Annotated in this window: 14 protein-coding genes; 10 read left to right on the forward strand and 4 right to left on the reverse strand. The window is 71.1% G+C overall.

Translation table 11 applies throughout. The features are described 5' to 3' along the window. Window positions 1-9: 9 nt before the first annotated feature. Together OHB01_RS20020 and OHB01_RS20025 are read right to left on the reverse strand one after the other, a co-directional pair. Window positions 10-1449 carry a pyridoxal phosphate-dependent decarboxylase family protein gene (locus OHB01_RS20020; RefSeq protein ID WP_328855800.1) on the reverse strand — a complete coding sequence of 480 codons (1440 nt, stop codon included), beginning with the start codon at window positions 1447-1449 and terminating at the stop codon, window positions 10-12. Between the two features lie 167 nt (window positions 1450-1616). Next, window positions 1617-2123 carry a DinB family protein gene (locus OHB01_RS20025; protein WP_142647125.1) on the reverse strand — a complete coding sequence of 169 codons (507 nt, stop codon included), beginning with the start codon at window positions 2121-2123 and terminating at the stop codon, window positions 1617-1619. Between the two features lie 131 nt (window positions 2124-2254). On the opposite strand from OHB01_RS20025, the gene OHB01_RS20030 reads away from it, so the two are divergent. From OHB01_RS20030 to OHB01_RS20040, 3 genes are all read left to right on the forward strand, one after another. Next, window positions 2255-3169, forward strand: a complete 915-nt coding sequence (locus tag OHB01_RS20030; protein ID WP_142647124.1) for a tetratricopeptide repeat protein — start codon at window positions 2255-2257, stop codon at window positions 3167-3169. A gap of 245 nt (window positions 3170-3414) precedes the next feature. Further along, window positions 3415-4824: an NAD-dependent malic enzyme gene (locus tag OHB01_RS20035; RefSeq protein ID WP_142647123.1), complete on the forward strand. Its 1410-nt coding sequence runs from the start codon at window positions 3415-3417 to the stop codon at window positions 4822-4824. Window positions 4825-4926: 102 nt separating this feature from the next. Next, window positions 4927-5502, forward strand: a complete 576-nt coding sequence (locus OHB01_RS20040; RefSeq protein WP_142647122.1) for a YqgE/AlgH family protein — start codon at window positions 4927-4929, stop codon at window positions 5500-5502. A 102-nt stretch (window positions 5503-5604) separates the two neighbouring features. Here the strand turns inward: OHB01_RS20040 and OHB01_RS20045 are convergent, their stop codons facing one another. Next, entirely contained in the window at window positions 5605-6990 is a 1386-nt protein-coding gene (locus tag OHB01_RS20045; protein ID WP_328855801.1) for a cellulase family glycosylhydrolase, read from the reverse strand. A gap of 435 nt (window positions 6991-7425) precedes the next feature. Here OHB01_RS20045 and OHB01_RS20050 point away from each other — a divergent pair, with 435 nt between their 5' ends. After that, the gene (locus tag OHB01_RS20050) at window positions 7426-7917 is read left to right on the forward strand and encodes a leucine-rich repeat domain-containing protein (RefSeq protein WP_260617216.1); all 492 of its coding nucleotides are present in this window, start codon (window positions 7426-7428) and stop codon (window positions 7915-7917) included. Window positions 7918-7977: 60 nt separating this feature from the next. Here the strand turns inward: OHB01_RS20050 and OHB01_RS20055 are convergent, their stop codons facing one another. Further along, window positions 7978-8643 (reverse strand): TetR family transcriptional regulator, encoded by a 666-nt coding sequence (locus tag OHB01_RS20055; protein WP_142647119.1) that lies wholly within the window; start codon window positions 8641-8643, stop codon window positions 7978-7980. Window positions 8644-8769: 126 nt separating this feature from the next. Between OHB01_RS20055 and OHB01_RS20060 the strand changes: the two genes are divergently transcribed. The 6 genes from OHB01_RS20060 to OHB01_RS20085 all read left to right on the forward strand — a co-directional run bounded on the left by OHB01_RS20060 (window position 8770) and on the right by OHB01_RS20085 (window position 16701). Further along, entirely contained in the window at window positions 8770-10335 is a 1566-nt protein-coding gene (locus OHB01_RS20060; RefSeq protein ID WP_142647118.1) for an MFS transporter, read from the forward strand. An 86-nt stretch (window positions 10336-10421) separates the two neighbouring features. Then, window positions 10422-10682, forward strand: coding sequence for a DUF3039 domain-containing protein (locus tag OHB01_RS20065; RefSeq protein WP_142647117.1), 261 nt, complete (start codon window positions 10422-10424; stop codon window positions 10680-10682). A gap of 620 nt (window positions 10683-11302) precedes the next feature. Next, window positions 11303-12274, forward strand: coding sequence for a zinc metalloprotease (locus tag OHB01_RS20070; protein WP_328710788.1), 972 nt, complete (start codon window positions 11303-11305; stop codon window positions 12272-12274). Between the two features lie 178 nt (window positions 12275-12452). Beyond that, window positions 12453-13343, forward strand: a complete 891-nt coding sequence (locus tag OHB01_RS20075) for a hypothetical protein (RefSeq protein ID WP_328855802.1) — start codon at window positions 12453-12455, stop codon at window positions 13341-13343. A gap of 685 nt (window positions 13344-14028) precedes the next feature. Continuing rightward, a complete protein-coding gene (locus OHB01_RS20080; RefSeq protein ID WP_328855803.1) occupies window positions 14029-14562 on the forward strand; it encodes a hypothetical protein in 534 nt (177 codons plus the stop codon). A 384-nt stretch (window positions 14563-14946) separates the two neighbouring features. After that, window positions 14947-16701 carry a DEAD/DEAH box helicase gene (locus tag OHB01_RS20085; RefSeq protein ID WP_142647114.1) on the forward strand — a complete coding sequence of 585 codons (1755 nt, stop codon included), beginning with the start codon at window positions 14947-14949 and terminating at the stop codon, window positions 16699-16701. Window positions 16702-16856: the final 155 nt, after the last annotated feature.

The following is a 16856-nucleotide window of genomic DNA, read 5'->3' on the forward strand; positions in this document are numbered from 1 at the left end:
CGACAGGGCTCAGGTCAGCGCGGCGACGCGGTCGAGGAGGGCTTCGAGAGTCTTGTCGTCGGTCGCCGGGGCGATGACCGTCACCCGCAGGTGGCGCACGCCCCCGATCTCGGCCGAAGTCAGATGGAAGGAGCCCTCCTCCAGCAGGGTCTCGCGGATCTCGGCCTGGTCGCCGTCGCCATACCTGAAGCAGACGATGTTGCTCTCCGGCTCGTACGGGCAGTGGAAGCCGGGCCGCTCGCGGGCCAGCTCCCAGAAGCGGTGCGCGGTGGCGTACCGCGCCGCCACGTGCTCGCCCAGGCCCCGCTCGCCCCGCCATGCCAGGTTGAGGAACACCTTGGTCCCGAGCGCGGCCTTGCTGCACTCCACGGTCCTGCCGATCAGGTCGAACCCCTGGTCGCCGTAGAACAGGTAGCTGGCCTCCTGCTTGAACGCCGCGTCGAGGTCGCCCTCGCGCCGTACGAGCACGGCCGCCGCGAGGCTGGCGGTGCGCAGCATCTTGTGGGCGTCCCAGATGACGGAGTCGGCCAGGTCGATGCCGTCGAGCAGGTGGCGGTGCTCCTCGCTGAGCAGCGCCGACGCACCGTGCGCGCCGTCCACGTGGTACCACAGGCCGTGCTCGGCGCAGAACTCGCCGATGGGCCGCAGGGCGTCGTACAGGCCGGTGCCGGTGGCGCAGGCGGCGGCGACCAGGGCCATCGGCCGGCGCCCGGCGCGCCGCGCCCGGTCGAGCCCCTCGGGCAGCCGGGCCACGTCGATCCTGCCCAGGTCGTCCACGTCGAGCGGCACGACCGCGCGCTCGCCGAGGCCGAGGATCGCGGCCGCCCGGGTGATCGAGTAGTGCGCCGACGGCGGCGCGAGGATGGCGAGATCGCCGGGCACGCCCTCGGTCCACGCGTCGGGGGCGGCGGCGGCCCGCGCGGCGAGCATCGCGGTCAGGTTGGCCAGCGACCCGCCGTGGGTGAGCACCCCGCCGCCCTCGGGGAAACCGACCTTGGCGAGCATCCAGCGCAGCACCTCGAACTCGGCGGTCGCCGCCGCGGCGCCCATCTCGTAGACCGCCATCGGGTTGTTGATCGCCCCGTGGATGAAGTCGGCCAGCGCGGAGGGGAAGTCGGGCGCGGCCGTCTGGTGGGCGAGGTAGGCGGGGTGGTGCAGCCGCGTTCCCTCCGCGAGATAGGCGCCGAGCCACTCCCGGTAGGTCTCCGGGGTCATGCCGCCCTCCCGGATCCAGCGGGCGAGCCCGAGCCGTCCGGCCAGCTCCCCGGGCGGTGTGCGGCGGATCACCGGCACCTCGCCGTCCTGGCTCTCCCGGACGTACGCGGCGAGGCCCTCGACGGTCGCCTCGGCGGCCTGGACGAAGTCGTCGATGTCCCAGGTGTGATCCGGTGTCCAGGTGTGTTTCGGTGTCCAGGTGTGTTTCGGCGTCCGGGTGTGATTCGGTGTCATGCCCGAATAATGGCTCTATCGGACGGCAACCGCCACGAACGCCGAATCGGCGGAGGGATCATCGCGTGACCGCCGGCCCGGATTCGGCGCTGATCTTCCGAGCGCGGGACCGTCCGGGGCCCGGTTGCCTGAGAAGGGGTCCGGTCGCCTGGCAAGCGGAAAGCGGCTCAGACGCCCACGGTCCCGTCGACGCCCTCGCGCAGGAAGTCGGCGTGGCCGTTGTGCCGGGCGTACTCGTGGATCATGTGCAGCATGACCAGCCGCAGCGAGACCTCCTCGTCCCACCGGGGCTGGTAGGCGGTGACGTCGAGGGACTCCGCCGCGCGCTCGATCCTGCGGGAATGCTCGACCTCCGTCTGCCAGGCGGCGAACGCCTCCTCGCCGGTGGACCCGTCCGGGTCGTACGCCGCCTGGTAGTCGCCCTCCTCCGACCACAGGAGCGGCACGTCCTCCTGGGCGATCACCCGGCGGAACCACGTGCGCTCGACCTCGGCCATGTGCCGGACCAGACCGAGCAGCGTGAGCGTCGACGGCGGCATCGACCTGCGGCGCAGCTGCTCGTCCGACAGCCCGTCGCACTTCAGCGCGAGCGTGGCCCGGTGGTAGTCGAGAAACGCCCGCAGCATCTCGCGCTCATCCGCGATGCTCGGCGGGCCGATCCGTTCCACTGCCATGTCCGTGGTCCTTCCAATATGGCGATTTATGTGTCGTTCACCCTATGGCCGGAGCCGCTTCGATCCGATCGCCCGGCGGAAGGGGTGGGGATCGCACGGATCACGCGGGCGCGTACGGCAGGATTGGGGGTATGGCAGCGGAGTTCTCTCGACCTGGATCGCTCTACGGCGCCGTGGACCTCGGCGCACGCAAGCAGGCACTCGAGGCCCAGGCGCGGCGTGAGGCCGCCGGGCCGGCCGGAGCCGCCTCGGCGGACGTCATCGAGGTGACCTCGGCCACCTTCAACGCCGACGTGGTGGAGCGCTCGCTGAGCGTCCCCGTCATCGTCGAGGCGACTGTGAGCAGGGCCGAGCAGGTCCGGCAGTTCAGCGACGTGATGGAGAAGCTCGCCGCCGAGGCGGCGGGCGCGTGGGTGCTGGCCCGGGTGGACGTGGAGGCCGACCCGCAGCTCGCCCAGGCGCTGCGGATGCGCGCGGTGCCCACCGTCTATCTGGCCTTCCAGGGGCAGCTCATGCCCCTGTTCGAGGGCCCGCTGCCGGAGTCGCAGCTCCGGCAGGCGCTGGCGCAGGTGTTCGAGCAGCTCGGCGTCGAACTGGCCGCGCCGCCGGAGGGCCAGGCCGAGGAGCCGCCGGTCGACCCCGAGCTCCTGGCGGCCGAGCAGGCCGTGGAGAAGGGCGACCTGGACGCCGCCGCCGCGGCGTACGAGCGCCTGCTGGCGAGGTCGCCGTCGGACGAGGGCGCGAAGATCGGCCTCGCGGGGGTCGGGCTGCTGCGGCGCACGCAGGACCTCGACCCTGCCGACGTGCTGCGCCGGGCCGCCGAGAACGCCGACGACGTGGACCTGCAGATCCAGGCCGCCGACGTGGAGATGGTGAACGGCCAGGTGGACGAGGCGTTCGACCGGCTTGTCGCGGTCGTGCGGCGCACCCGGGGCGCCGACAGGGACAAGGCGCGGCTCCACCTGCTGGGGCTGTTCGACGCGCTGCCCTCCGACGACCCGTCCGTCGCGCGGGCGCGCAGGGCGCTGGCCAGCGCGCTTTTCTGACCGGTTCCCGCCCGGTTCTCGCCCGCGTCCGCCCCGTGTACGCGGTGTGGCGGGGCGCGGGCCGGGTACGACGGGTGCGAACGTATGGACACGGGCTGAAACACCCCGCCGGGGATGGCACGATGGAAAGCACCCATGAGCCGTCCAGCCGGATGCGGGAGCGTGGCCGCCACGCGGAGGCCGCGCCCCAATGGAGCAGCCGGGAGAGCACGGCCAGGCATTACCCCGCAAAGGAGCGGATAGACGTGGCCACCGTGCCTAGCGTGTCCTACTCGATCACCGTGCGCCTCGAGGTGCCCGCAGGGGGCCAGGCGGTCAGCCTCCTCACCCATGCGGTGGAGAACGCGGGCGGTGTCGTAACCGCCCTCGACGTGACCAACGCCGGTCACGAGAAGCTCCGCATCGACGTGACGTGCGCGGCCAAGGACGCCGACCACGTGCAGTCGATCGTCGACAGCCTCGGCGCGGTCGAGGGTGTCGCGATCCACAAGGTCTCCGACCGGACCTTCCTCATGCACCTCGGCGGCAAGATCGAGATGCAGTCGAAGGTTCCCCTGCGCAACCGCGACGAGCTGTCCATGGCCTACACCCCGGGTGTGGCGCGGGTCAGCCTGGCGATCGCGCGCAACCCGGAGGACGCCCGCCGCCTCACGATCAAGCGAAACTCGGTCGCCGTCGTCACCGACGGCTCGGCCGTCCTCGGTCTCGGCAACATCGGCCCCGCCGCCGCGCTGCCGGTGATGGAGGGCAAGGCCGCCCTCTTCAAGCGGTTCGCCGGCATCGACGCCTGGCCCATCTGCCTCGACACGCAGGACGTGGACGAGATCGTCTCGACCGTGCGGGCCATCGCGCCGGGCTTCGGCGGCATCAACCTGGAGGACATCTCGGCGCCGCGCTGCTTCGAGGTGGAGCGGCGGCTGCGTGAGCTGCTCGACATCCCGGTCTTCCACGACGACCAGCACGGCACCGCCATCTGCGTGCTCGCCGCGCTGACCAACGCGCTGAAGGTCGTCGGCAAGGAGATGTCCGAGGTGCGGATCGCGATGGCCGGTGCCGGCGCGGCCGGCACCGCCGTCCTGCGCCTGCTGCTGGCGGCGGGGGCGCGCAACATCATCGTCTGCGACTATCGCGGCGCGGTCCACCTCGGCCGCGACGACCTCGACGACTCGCTACGGTGGATCGCCGAGCACACCAACAGCGAAGGGTACGGCGGCGACCTGCGCGGCGCGGTCAAGGGCGCCGACGTCTTCATCGGCGTCTCCGCGCCGGGGATCCTCACCGGGGACGACGTCGCCGCCATGGCGAAGGACGCGGTGGTGTTCGCGCTGGCCAACCCCGAGCCGGAGGTCTCCCCGGACGAGGCCCGCGAGCACGCGGCGGTCGTGGCCACGGGCCGGTCCGACTACCCCAACCAGATCAACAACGTGCTGGCGTTCCCGGGCGTGTTCCGCGGCCTGCTCGACGCCCAGGCGAGCGGCGTCACGCAGGAGATGCTGCTCGCGGCGGCACGCGCGCTGGCCGCCGTCGTATCGAGCGAGGAGCTCGGCCCCAACTACATCATCCCGAGCGTCTTCCACCCCGACGTGGCCAACGCGGTGGCGGCTGCCGTACGGGAGTCGGCTGGCGGCAGGGCCAGGGGCTTCACCGAGGCCTGATCAAGGTTCCTGTCCGTGACAGTGTCGTTGCGGTCGGTAATATGACGCGGCAAACCGGGGTCGGCGTACACGAATCCGCAATCCTCCCTCATGATGGGATGTATGGCGGAGGCGATCTACGTCGGCGGGTTGCTTGTAGCGACGCCACTGCTCGACGACCCCAACTTCCGGCGTAGCGTGGTGCTCGTCCTGGAGCACGACGAGGACGGCGGCACGTTGGGTGTGGTGCTCAACAGGCCAAGCGAGATCGCCGTGACCCAGGTCTTACCTTCCTGGGACGCCCTGGTCACGGGACCTCCGGTGCTGTTCGAGGGCGGTCCGGTGCAGACGGACAGCGCCCTCGCCCTCGCCGTCGTGCTCAGCGGCGAGGAGCCGCTGGGCTGGCGCCGGCTGCAGGGCAGGGCGGCGGTCTCGCGCCTCGGCACGGTCGACCTCGACGCGCCCCCGGAGATCCTGGCGGGGGAGATCTCCCAGATGCGGATCTTCGCGGGTTACGCGGGCTGGACCGCCGGGCAGCTCGAAAACGAGCTCCAGGAGGGAGCCTGGTACGTCGTGGACTCCGAGCCGGGCGACACCTTCCACCCGAACCCGGCCACGCTGTGGCGCACCGTGCTGCGCAGGCAGAAGGGGGACCTGGCGCTGGTCGCCACCTTCCCCGACGACCCCATGCTCAACTGATCCCCCTGCTCAGGTGATGCCGGTGCGCCCGTCCTTGGCCGGCCGCGACGCGCGGAGGCCGGGCGCGGGGAGCGCGCCCGGCCGTGGGCGGGACGCCGCGTCTCAGCTCGCGGTGCAGCTCACCGCCGGCACCGCGTTGGTGCCGTTCCAGGAGCCGAGGAACCCGAACGAGGTGGACGCTCCGGCGCCGAGGGCGCCGTTGTAGCTCACGTTCCTGGCGGTGACCGACGACCCGCTCGACGACACCGTGGCGTTCCACACCTGGGTGATCGCCTGGCCGTCGGCGTAGGTCCAGGTCACGGTCCAGCCGGAGATGGCGCTGGAGCCGGCCCTGACCGTCACCTCACCCTGGAAGCCGCCGCCCCACTGGTTGGAGACCGTGTACGTCGCCGAGCAGCCCCGGGCGCCGCCGGTGGGGGAGGGGCTGGGGCTGGCGCTCGGAGATCTGGTCGGCGAGGCGCTGGGGGAGGCGGACGGGCTGGGAGACGGGCTCACCGGCGGCTGGCCGCTGTAGATCGTCGCCTCCCTGGCGGTCGGCCTGATGCCGTTCGCGCCGTTGAAGAGCCGCTGGCCCCACGAGGTGAGCTGGTCGACGTTGAAGTTCGTCACCTGGTCGAGGTATTCGACGCCGCCGCCGTTGCCGCTCCACGACCAGCCGAGGTAGCCGATGCCGCGCGACTGGGCCTGCGACATGATCGTGTCCTCGTCGGGGTCGCCGTCCGAGTGCATGTTGCCGAACTCGCCGATCACCAGCGGCAGGCCGGCGTTCTGGAACGCCTGGAGATAGCCGGTGACCTCGGCCGCCGTGTCGAAGACGCCGTACATGTGGATCGAGAAGACGGTGTTCTTCTGGGGGTCGCTGTCGAGGACCGAGGAGGCGTTGTCGCGCATGACGAACTGCCAGTCCTGGCCCCAGTTGGGCGCGTCGACCATCAGCAGGTGCTGGAATCCGGCCGCCCGCATCCTGCTGATCGCGCTCTTGGTCGCGTTGGTCCAGGCGGACGGGTTGTTGTTGCCGTACGGCTCGTTGCCGATGTTGATGACGACGTAGTTCTCCTGGCCGGTCAGCACGCTCTTGAGACCGACCCAGTAGTCGACCGCCTGGTCGAGCGTGTACGCGCCGCTCTGCTCGCCGTAACCGGTGGTGTCGTGGTTTTCGAGCACGCATATTAACCGGTTCTGCTTGCACAGCGAGATGACGTTGGCGACATCGCTCGCGGTGTTGGCCGTCCAGCGGCCGCCGCTCAGCACGACGCGGACGGTGTTCGCGCCCAGGGACTTGATGTTCGCGAACGAGCTCGTCTGGCTGGGGTACCAGGTGTGGGCGTGGCTGGTGCCCCGCATGATGAACTGGTTTCCGTTGGCTTCGAGGATCCTCGTGCCGCTGACGTGGAGTCCGGTCGCGGCCTGCGCGTTCTGGGTCATCGCGAGCACTGACGTCAGGAGGGCGAGGAGGGCCGCGCCCGCGGCGATGAAACGTGTTTTCATTCTGTACCTCGGGTGGGGGGATCGGCGTCGGTGGGAACGCCGAACGCACCATAGGCAGCGGGAGCCGAGGCCGTACAGGAGACGGCTCTCGCGCGCTCGCCGACGGGCATGGCCCTACTGAACCGGTTCGGCAGCGTGTGCCATCGGACCAGCGCGATTCCCCTCCGAGGGCCCCCACCTGGGCCGTGTCATCCCGATGAAACGTTCACCGGCCCCGGCCGCCGCGATTGGGGGGGCGGAGGACGTCGGTAGAGTCGGCTGCCATGTCCGACCCCGGTGTGCAGGATCGCGGTGTGCAGGATCGCGGGGTGCAGGATCCCGGTGGGCCCTGCCCTGGCGTGCCCGGTCCCGGTGTGTCAAACGTCAGCCGGCTCGACCTCGGCGTGACCGGCCGCGGAGATCGGCGACCTGCCCGGCCTCACCGACTACCTCTACCTGAGCGACAACGGGTTCACCTCGGTGCCCGCCTCGCTGGGACGGCTCGACCGGCTCGGCTATCTCAACCTCGCGGAGAACCGGCTTGCCGCCCTGCCGGAGACGATCGGCGGCATGACCGCCCTGCACGAGCTGCGGATCCACGACAACCGGCTGACGACGCTGCCGGAGACGATCGGCCGTCTGACCGGGCTGCGCGAGTTGCACCTCAGGAACAACCGCCTCACCGGGCTGCCCGAGTCGCTCGGCGGGCTGCGCGCCCTGCGTCACCTTGACCTGCGCGGCAATCCCCTGGAGCGGCTGCCCGACTCCGTCGTACGCCTGACCGAGCTGACCCACCTCGACCTGCGGGCGACCAGTCTCGCCACGCTGCCCGACGGGCTCGCGGAGCTGCCGCGGCTGGAGAAGCTCGACCTGCGCTGGGTCAAGTTCGAGGAGCCCCTCGCCTGTGTCGGCCCGTTGCGCGAGCGCGGGTGCGTCGTACTCCTCTGAGGACGACCGGGGACGGCTGCGGGGCGGCTGCGCGGGCGGCGGTGCGGGCGGCCGGGTGGGTCAGCCCGTGGTCGCGGCGGGCTCGACCGGGCGTCCGGCGGTCTGTGCGGAGCATGCGGGCAGGTCCCAGCCGGGACACAGGGAACGCTCGGCCAGCGTGAGCAGGTCCTCCAGCCGCCGCGCCAGCACGACGGGGTCCTGCGTGCGCTCGTCGAAGCAGGCGAGGGCCACGCTGAGGAAGACCGCCACGATGAACTTCGGCTGGAGGTCCCACGGGTCGGTCCCCAGCCTGCGGGCCACCTCGGCGACGAGCCTGCGCTCGTTCTCCTTGATCAGCCGCATGGCCCCGGCGAGCAGGGCGGGCGTGGAGTGCACGACCTTCTGGCAACGCAGGTACCTGCCCGTTTCCGCGTCATCCGTCTTTCGTAGCATCTTCAGCAACGAGCGCATCGCCTGACACAGAGCGGTGAACGGCGACTCCGACTCGGGACGTGCGACCAGTTCGGCGAGGAGCACCCGCTGCTCGTCGGCGGTCAGCGAGAGCGCCACGTCCTCCTTCGAGGCGAAGTATCGGAAGAACGTCCTGGGCGAGACCTCCACCTCGGCGGCGATCTGGTCGATAGTCGTCGCCTCGTAGCCCTTGGTGAGGAAGAGATCGAGGGCCGCGTCGACCAGGGCGTCCCGCGTCCGCTGCTTCTTGCGTTCGCGCAGACCCACGGCGGTCACCTCCTCGAAACTGCCGGTTCACAAACTTTCACTTGTCACCGTATGTCGGATAAAAGGATTTGTCATCTGTCATCGACTGACATAAATTGCTTGAGGTCGACTCAGTGGTGCTAAGGGGGAATCTCCATGACTCAAGCCGTATCGGTGGACGCCGACGCGCCTCCAGGACGAGGCCAGGGGCATCCATGGCTCACGCTGCTCGCCGTCTCGCTCGGCGTGATCATGGTCATGCTCGACGGCACGGTCGTGGCGATCGCCAACCCGGTCATCCAGGTCGAGCTCAAGGCGACACTGGCCGACCTGCAGTGGGTGACCAGCGGTTATCTGCTCGCGCTGGCGGTCTTCCTGATCACGGCCGGCAAGCTCGGCGACCTGTTCGGACACAAGCGCGTCTTCCTCATCGGCGTCGCCGGCTTCGCGCTGACCTCGCTCGCCATCGGCCTGTCGTCCTCGATCGGCGTGCTCATCGGGCTGCGGGTGCTGCAGGGGCTGTTCGGCGCGCTGCTGCAGCCCGCGGCGCTCGCGTTGCTCCGGTCGGCGTTCCCCGGTGAGCGGCTCAACATGGCCATGGGGGCGTGGGGCGCGATCATCGGGCTGTCGAGCGCGGCGGGCCCGATCGTCGGCGGCCTCCTCGTGGAGAACGTGAGCTGGCAGTCGGTGTTCTTCATCAACGTGCCGGTCGGCGTGGCGGCGCTGGCGTTCGGGCTGTGGACGCTGCGGGAGAACCGGGCCAAGATGCTGTCGCGGGTCGACTGGCTCGGCGTCGTGCTGCTGTCCGGTGCGATGTTCGCGCTGGTGTGGGCCATCATCAAGGCCCCCGAGTGGGGCTGGGGCGACGCCAAGACGCTCGGCTTCCTCGCCGCCGCCGTGGTGGTCGGGGCCGTGTTCCTGTTCTGGCAGTCGAAGGCGAGCGAGCCGCTGCTGCCGCTGAGCCTGTTCCGCAACGCATCGGTCTCGATCGGGACCGTCCTCATGATCCTCATGTCGTTCGCGATGTTCGGCGCGATGTTCTTCCTCACGTTCTTCTTCCAGGGCGTGCACGGGCTCACCCCGCTCGACTCCGGCCTGCGCATGCTGCCCATGAGCGCCGGCATGATCGTCGCCTCGCCCATCGCGGGCGTCCTCATCGGCAAGCTCGGTCCGAAGATCACCATCGCGGGCGGCATGGTGATCAGCGCCTTCGCGATGTTCCTCATGTCGCGGCTCAGCGTCGAGGCCGCCTTCGCCGACAGCGCGATCCCGTTCGTGCTGCTCGCGTTCGGTCTGTCGCCGGTGTTCGTCGGCGCCACGGAGATCATCGTGGGCAACGCGCCGGAGGAGCTGAGCGGCGTCGCGGGCGGCGTGCAGAACTCCGCGATGCAGGTCGGCGGCGCGCTCGGCACCGCCATCCTGGGCGCGGTGGTGTCCGCCAAGGTGGCCGACGTGCTGCCCGGCTACCTCGGCCCGGCGGCGGCAGCCGTCCCGCCCGCCCAGATGGAGGGCCTGAAGGCCCTGGCATCGGTGGGTCAGGCCCCGCCCGGACTCACCGGCCCCGTGGCCAAGACGCTGGCCGACGCGGCGCACCTGTCCTTCATGGACGGCCTGCACCTCGGCTTCGTCGTGAGCACGGCGGTCGCCCTCGTTGCGGCGGCCCTGGCCCTGTTCGTCAAGGCCGGCCGCAAGACCGAGGGCGCCCCGGTCCACATGGGCTGAGGCCCGGTCTCCTCCGTACGGCTCCCGCCACCCCGGCGGGAGCCGTACGCGCGCCCGGGCCGGGCGCGCCCGCTCGCTCAGTAGACTTGGTATCCGTGAGCGGCACGAAGATTCTTCCCGAGAGCGACGTAACACCCCGGCTCTCGCACGGCGACGGTGACCACGAGCGCTTCTCGCACTTCGCCGACAAGAACAAGATCACTGAAAGCTACGTCACCGGCGCGCCGGTGCGGGCCCTGTGCGGCAAGGTCTGGGTGCCCAGCCGCGACCCGAAGAAGTATCCGGTCTGCCCGGAGTGCAAGGAGATCTACGACGGGCTGCCCAAGGGCGAACCGTCCGGCGAGTGAGTGTCGATCCGGGATCATCGCGTCCCCTGCGGCTAGGGTCTGCCTTCTGACCAGCCGTATCGGGGGAACGAATGGTTCGGCGACCCATCGCCGTCGTCCTTGCATGCCTTTACGCGCTGGGCGGCGCGTGCGCCGTCCCGGCCACCGCAGCCTCCCGGGCGCCCGGTGGTCTCACCGGCGCCGCACTGCGTGAATCGCCGGCCTCCCGGCCGGACGCCTGCCTTACCCGCAACGCCGCACCGAAGCGCCGGAAGGGCGCGGGCAGGCTGACGCGCGCCATGGAGCCGCGTGTGCCGGGGCCGGACGAGGTCGCCCGGATGTCGGCCGACCTGGTCCGCAGGCTTGGCGCGGCGCGGACGCAAGAGGCCGCTCAGCCGGCAGAAGCCGCGCCGCCGAGAGCGACCGCGCAGGCAAGAGAAGCCGCGCGGGTTGGGGAAGCCGCGCGGGCAGGTGAACCCCTGCCGCCGAGAGCGACCGCGCGGCCTGCGGTCACCCCGCAGCCGGGGGCGGCGGTGCAGCCCGGGACGACGACGGCGCGGCCGGGGGCGACGATGCGGCCGGGGAGCGGGGCCGCCGCGCGGCGGAGCGGTTCCGCGGCCCTCGAACGGATCACTGTCCCGGTGCGGGTGCACATCATCAGGGACCGCACGCTCGGCCTGCCCGACTCCGCCGTCTCCCGGCAGATCGCCGTGCTCAACACCGCCTACTCCGGCGGGTACGGCGGTGCCGACACCGGCGTGCGCTTCGAGCTCAAGGGCATCACGCATACCGAGAACCGGGACTGGTTCCGCGACCCCCTCGGCAACGAGGAGCCGATGAAGAAGAAGCTGCGGGTTGGTGGTCCCGAGACGCTCAACCTCTACATCGCGCAGCTGAGCCGGCTCGTGCTCGGCTACTCCACCTATCCGTACTGGTATGACGACGAGCCCGTGCTGGACGGCGTGGTGATCGACTGGCGGAGCGTCCCCGGCGGCCCGCTGCGCGACTTCGCCAGGGGCTTCACGGCCGTGCACGAGATCGGCCACTGGCTGGGCCTGCTGCACACCTTCGAGAACGGCTGCAAGGCCCCGGGCGACTCGGTGGACGACACGCCCCCCGAGGCACACCCGACGAACGGCTGCCCTGCGAAGAAGGACAGTTGCCCGGCTCCGGGCAGCGATCCGGTGCACAACTTCATGGACTACGCCCAGGACCGCTGCATGCGCGAGTTCACCGTGGGCCAGGGCGTACGCATCCACCAGATGTGGGACGCCTACCGCCGCCCGGCGCCGCTGGGAACCGAGGCGGCGGCGGAGAAGGCCGCCGCCGGGGTGGCCGCGGCGGGGCTTCAGGAGGCCGCGCCGGCGCCTCAGGGGACCGCTGTGGATGTCGCCGACGGCACGGAGGCGTCAAGCAGCACCGCGAGCGACCTCGATGCCGTACCCGTGGGCGACGCCCTGAGCGACACCGTGAGCGACACCGTGAGCGACACCGCGAACGGAGCGGCGAGCGACCCTGCGAGTGACCCTGTGAGCGACCCTGCGAGTGACCTTGTGCCGGGTCTCGCCACCCGGGGCTCCGAGCAACCCGGCTGGCGACGCGTAGGGCGATGAGGGATCATCACAGGAACAGGGCGGTGACGAATCGGTCGGAGCCGTTGACGTCGCGGCGCGGGTATGAGTAACTCCACAGCAGCGTTCATGGTCACGAAGCCTCGCGCCCGGCCCTGAGCGCCGAGTCGCTCGCCGGTTCCGTCCCACACGCCCGGCCCAGGCCGCCCGGGGAGGCTATGTGGATGACCAGTGGACCCGCCGGGTCTGGCCACCCGCGGAGGAGGAGTCTCCGCCGTCCGGACAGGCGCCCAGTCGCCCGTACGGCGTCCCGGGCGGGCCGCCGCGGTCGTCCACGCCCCCTCGGTGGCCGACACGGCCGTACGGCGGCCGTGAGCCGGAGCGGAACCCCACCGAGGAGAGCCTCACCGGCCTGTACGGCGCGCCGGTCGCCGAACGGTCACAGTCCGGCCGCCCGGCCTGGCCCTCGCTGGGCCTGGAGTCCCCCGAGCCCGAGGACGACCTGCCTCCGTCGGCGCGCCGCTACCGTGCGCCAGAGACGCCTCCCCGCCCGATGCCGCGGTGGTTACGGCGCCTTCTCGTCGGCGGCCTCGCGCTGGTCTGCTCGGCCGCCGTCATCGGCGCGGTGGTGGTCACGGTCCTGAACCGGGCCGAGAGCGCGCCCCCCACGGTGGTCCACGACCAGATCGCCGGGGTCTCCTACACGTTGCCGCCGGAGTGGCGGGAGGGCGTGGTCGCGCCAGTGACCGGCTTCACGTCCGCCGCCGCGCGCGGCGACAGCGCCACGGTCATGGCCCGGCCCGGCGACCGGGTGGACCCGCCCAACCTGCGTTCGGCCGTCATCGACCTGAGCGATCTCTACACGCAGCTGCTGCTGCACGGCGACAAGGTCGAGGTGATCGATGACCGCGCCGTGACCGTCGGCGGGCGGCCGGGCCACACCCGGGCCGTACGCGCCGAATACACCGACGTGGTGAACGAGCCCGCCTTCATGCGGGTGACCCTGCTGACCAGGCCGGACGGCGGCAGCACGGTCCTGCTCGGGCTGGCCCATCCCGACCGTCCCCAGTCCCGCGCCGAGATCGAGGGCCTCATGTTGGGAGCCCGCTGACCCCACCGTCGTTCCCGCCGCCGTTGCTCCAGCCACCCCGCCCGCCCGCACCGCGCGCCACCGGGGCCTAACGCCCCCGCACCCCCGCGCGTGCCGCGCCACTCTCGCCCGCGGCACCACGCGCGCCGCGCCTCCCGCCTCGTGTGGCCTCCTGCGCCTCTGCGGAGCGGGGCGCCTATGGGCCCGGCTGCCCTGCACACCACGCCATTCGCGCCTCGCGTGCCCCTGGCGTATTGCGGTGCTCCGGTCCTGGGGTCGTGCGTCCGCTATGTCGGGAAATAGCGCCTGCTATCTCTCCTTGAATCCTCTCCGTTGATATGGGCGTTGAATCGGGACAGTATGCGATATGGCGGCCTGCTTCTTTGTCGCGTACGTCCGATCGAATGTGCATATCGGTGAGTTAGTGGTTTCTCCGGTGCTCGATCCCGCGATAGCGGGAGATCGCGGCATTTTCGGTGCGGCTTTGAGATAGGCGGAGCATCTGTTTGCCGGTATCCGATAAGTGGCTCGCTGCCCACGTTTCCCCTGACAGGTATCTTCGATGTCGCATCGCACGAAAACGCGGTGACCCGGAAACACCAATTCTCACCATGGGGGGGAAATCAAATTGATTTCTCGTAGGAGCAGCTCGGCCTCTGGTTCGCGTGGCGCCGGTCGCCTGCTGGCGCGGGCCGCCGCAGTGGCCGTGACGTGCGCATCTGTGGGGCTGTCGGGTGCGGTCGCGGCGAGCGCAGCATCGACGAAGACCACCCCGGCCACGCAGGCAGCGACTCCGCAGGGCGGAGGGGAGCAGCAGAAGTTCATCCCCTTCCCGAGGCTTGACGCGACGGACATCGTCACCGACTTCACGTTCACCGCCGGAGCGACGACCATCACCCCGACCATCACCCGGACTTTCACCGGGTCGGCGCGCCGGGGTCACGTGTTCGTCAACGACGGCAACGCCTGGACGGACCTCACGCCGGTCTTCGGCAACACCGGCTTCTTCTACGACATCGCCCTGGCTCCGAGCACCACCACGGCGGTCCCGGCCGGGGCCACCGGGGTCACGCTCCCCGGCACCGGTGCCTCCGCGGGCCGGGTGAGGGTCACGGTGCGTCGGGCGGACGGCGCGATCCTCCGCTCCGACTGCACGGTCAGCAGCCTCAGCGGCGGTGGGACGCTCGGCACCTTCCTGCCGCTGTCCACGGCCAACTGCACGGCGCCGACGACGCTGTAACGGCCGGTCCTGGCAGATAGCACTCAGGGCGGACAGCCGCGGAGCCCGACGGGCTCCCGGGGCTGTCCGCCCTCGTGCGTCAAGGCGCCGGCTGGACACGGCCATCGCGGGAGCGTCTTCCCGTCGATGGACGAACGCGGCGGCCACGGGAAAGCAGGCCGGGGCCGTGGCGGGTGGAAGCGGCCGGGGCGGCGCACCTGCGGCATCGCGCCGGCCCCGATGTGCTCGACGGTGCTCGACTGTGCTCGACGCCACACCCGGTGAATTCCGGCCAGGCTGCGCGTGCTCGGCGCGTTCTGTCGGTCCGGCGGGCTAGTCTGAATCCACTGTGAGGGAGCGAACCGATAGAGACACCAGTGTTCCGATGAGTTCGGGGAGGCGTCGTTGAGCGTTTCGGCCGCGTCCCACCTCTCCCCGTCCTACCCCGACAGAGCCGCCTGGGGCACCGCCCCGAAGCTGCGCGCATGGCAGCAGCAGGCCTACGACCTCTACTTCAGCCGCGAGCCGCGCGACTTCCTGACCGTCGCCACACCCGGCGCCGGCAAGACGACGTACGCGCTGCGGATCGCCAGCGAGCTGCTCAGCCGCGGGATCGTGCGCGCCATCACGATCGTCACCCCCACCGAGCACCTCAAGCGGCAGTGGGCCGACGCCGCGGCCCGGGTCGGGATCAGCATCGACCCCGAGTTCAAGAACAGCCAGGGCGCCACCTCGCGCGACTACATCGGGGTCGCGGTCACCTACGCGCAGATCGCCATGCACCCGGCGCTGCACCGGGCCCGCACCGAGGCGCGCAAGACGCTGGTGATCTTCGACGAGATCCACCACGCCGGCGACGCGAAATCGTGGGGCGACGGCATCCGCGAGGCGTTCGAGCCCGCGACCAGGCGACTCGGGCTGACCGGCACGCCGTTCCGGTCCGATGACAGCCCGATCCCGTTCGTCACCTACGTGGAGGACGGCGAGGGGGCGATGCGGAGCGTCTCCGACTACTCCTACGGCTACGGCCCGGCCCTGGCCGACGGAGTCGTCCGGCCCGTCATCTTCCTCGCGTACTCGGGAGAGATGAAGTGGCGCACGCGCGCGGGCGACGAGATCGCCGCCACGCTCGGCACGCCGCTGACCAAGGACCAGCTTTCGCAGGCGTGGCGGGCTGCCCTCGACCCGAAGGGCGACTGGATCCGCCAGGTCATCCACGCGGCCGACCGGCGCCTGACCGAGGTGCGCCGGGGCGTCCCCGACGCGGGCGGGCTGGTCATCGCCTCCGACCACGAGGCGGCCCGCGCCTACGCCCGGCACATCCGCACGGTGACCGGGGAGGGCGCCGAGGTCGTGCTCTCCGACGACCCGGGCGCGTCCAAGAAGATCAAGGACTTCGCCACCTCCGACCGGCGCTGGCTGGTCGCGGTCCGGATGGTCTCCGAGGGTGTCGACATTCCCCGGCTGTGCGTCGGGGTCTACGCCACGAGCACCTCGACCCCGCTGTTCTTCGCGCAGGCCGTCGGGCGTTTCGTTCGTGCCCGCAAACGTGGCGAGACCGCGTCGGTCTTCCTTCCCTCGGTGCCCGTCCTCATGGGCCTGGCGGGCGAGATGGAGGAAGAGCGCGACCACGTGCTGGGCCGCCGCCGCGACGAGGACGGCCTCGACGACCTGCTGCTTGAGCAGGCCCAGCAGGAGAAGAAGCAGCCCGACGCGCTCGGCGACGAGCTGCCCTTCCAGACGCTGGAGGCGTCCGCGACCTTCGACAGGGTGCTGTTCGACGGCGGCGAGTTCGGCACCGCCGCCGCGCCCGGCTCCCCGGAGGAGGAGGACTTCATCGGCCTGCCCGGCCTGCTGGAGCCCGACCAGGTGGCCTCACTGCTGCGCAAGCGCCAGGCCGACCAGCAGGCGGCCAAGCGTAGGACCAAGAAGAGCGAGGAGCAGGCGCCCGCCCTCGCGCCGCACGAGCAGCTCGCCGAGCTCCGCAAGGAGCTGAACGGCCTGGTGGGCGCGTGGAACCACCGCACGGGCCAGCCGCACGGCGTCATCCACGCCGAGCTGCGTCGCGCCTGTGGCGGCCCCGCCATCGCCCAGGCCACCGCCGAACAGGTCCGCGAGCGCATCGCGATGATCCGCAAGTGGGCCACCCAGCGCAGGTGACCTCGCGGTCATTCCATCGGGGCCGTACGGCTATGCGCGTGGTCCAGCGCGCCGGACCGGGCGACGCGTCGCGCCTCTGGTCGCCGTCGAGCACGACCTGCGGCTCGTGCACGCGCGCCTCCGGCGGCAGCAGCCAGAGTGCGCCGAAGAGTCGT

This window comes from Microbispora hainanensis (assembly GCF_036186745.1).
Lineage (GTDB): Bacteria > Actinomycetota > Actinomycetes > Streptosporangiales > Streptosporangiaceae > Microbispora.

What these genes read in the sequence shown, in the direction of transcription:
- OHB01_RS20020 (WP_328855800.1), bottom strand. Translation starts at nt 1,449, where the DNA reads ATGACACCGAATCACACCCGGACGCCGAAACACACCTGGACACCGAAA.
- OHB01_RS20025 (WP_142647125.1), bottom strand. Translation starts at nt 2,123, where the DNA reads ATGGCAGTGGAACGGATCGGCCCGCCGAGCATCGCGGATGAGCGCGAG.
- OHB01_RS20060 (WP_142647118.1), top strand. Translation starts at nt 8,770, where the DNA reads ATGACTCAAGCCGTATCGGTGGACGCCGACGCGCCTCCAGGACGAGGC.
- OHB01_RS20030 (WP_142647124.1), top strand. Translation starts at nt 2,255, where the DNA reads ATGGCAGCGGAGTTCTCTCGACCTGGATCGCTCTACGGCGCCGTGGAC.
- OHB01_RS20040 (WP_142647122.1), top strand. Translation starts at nt 4,927, where the DNA reads ATGGCGGAGGCGATCTACGTCGGCGGGTTGCTTGTAGCGACGCCACTG.
- OHB01_RS20045 (WP_328855801.1), bottom strand. Translation starts at nt 6,990, where the DNA reads ATGAAAACACGTTTCATCGCCGCGGGCGCGGCCCTCCTCGCCCTCCTG.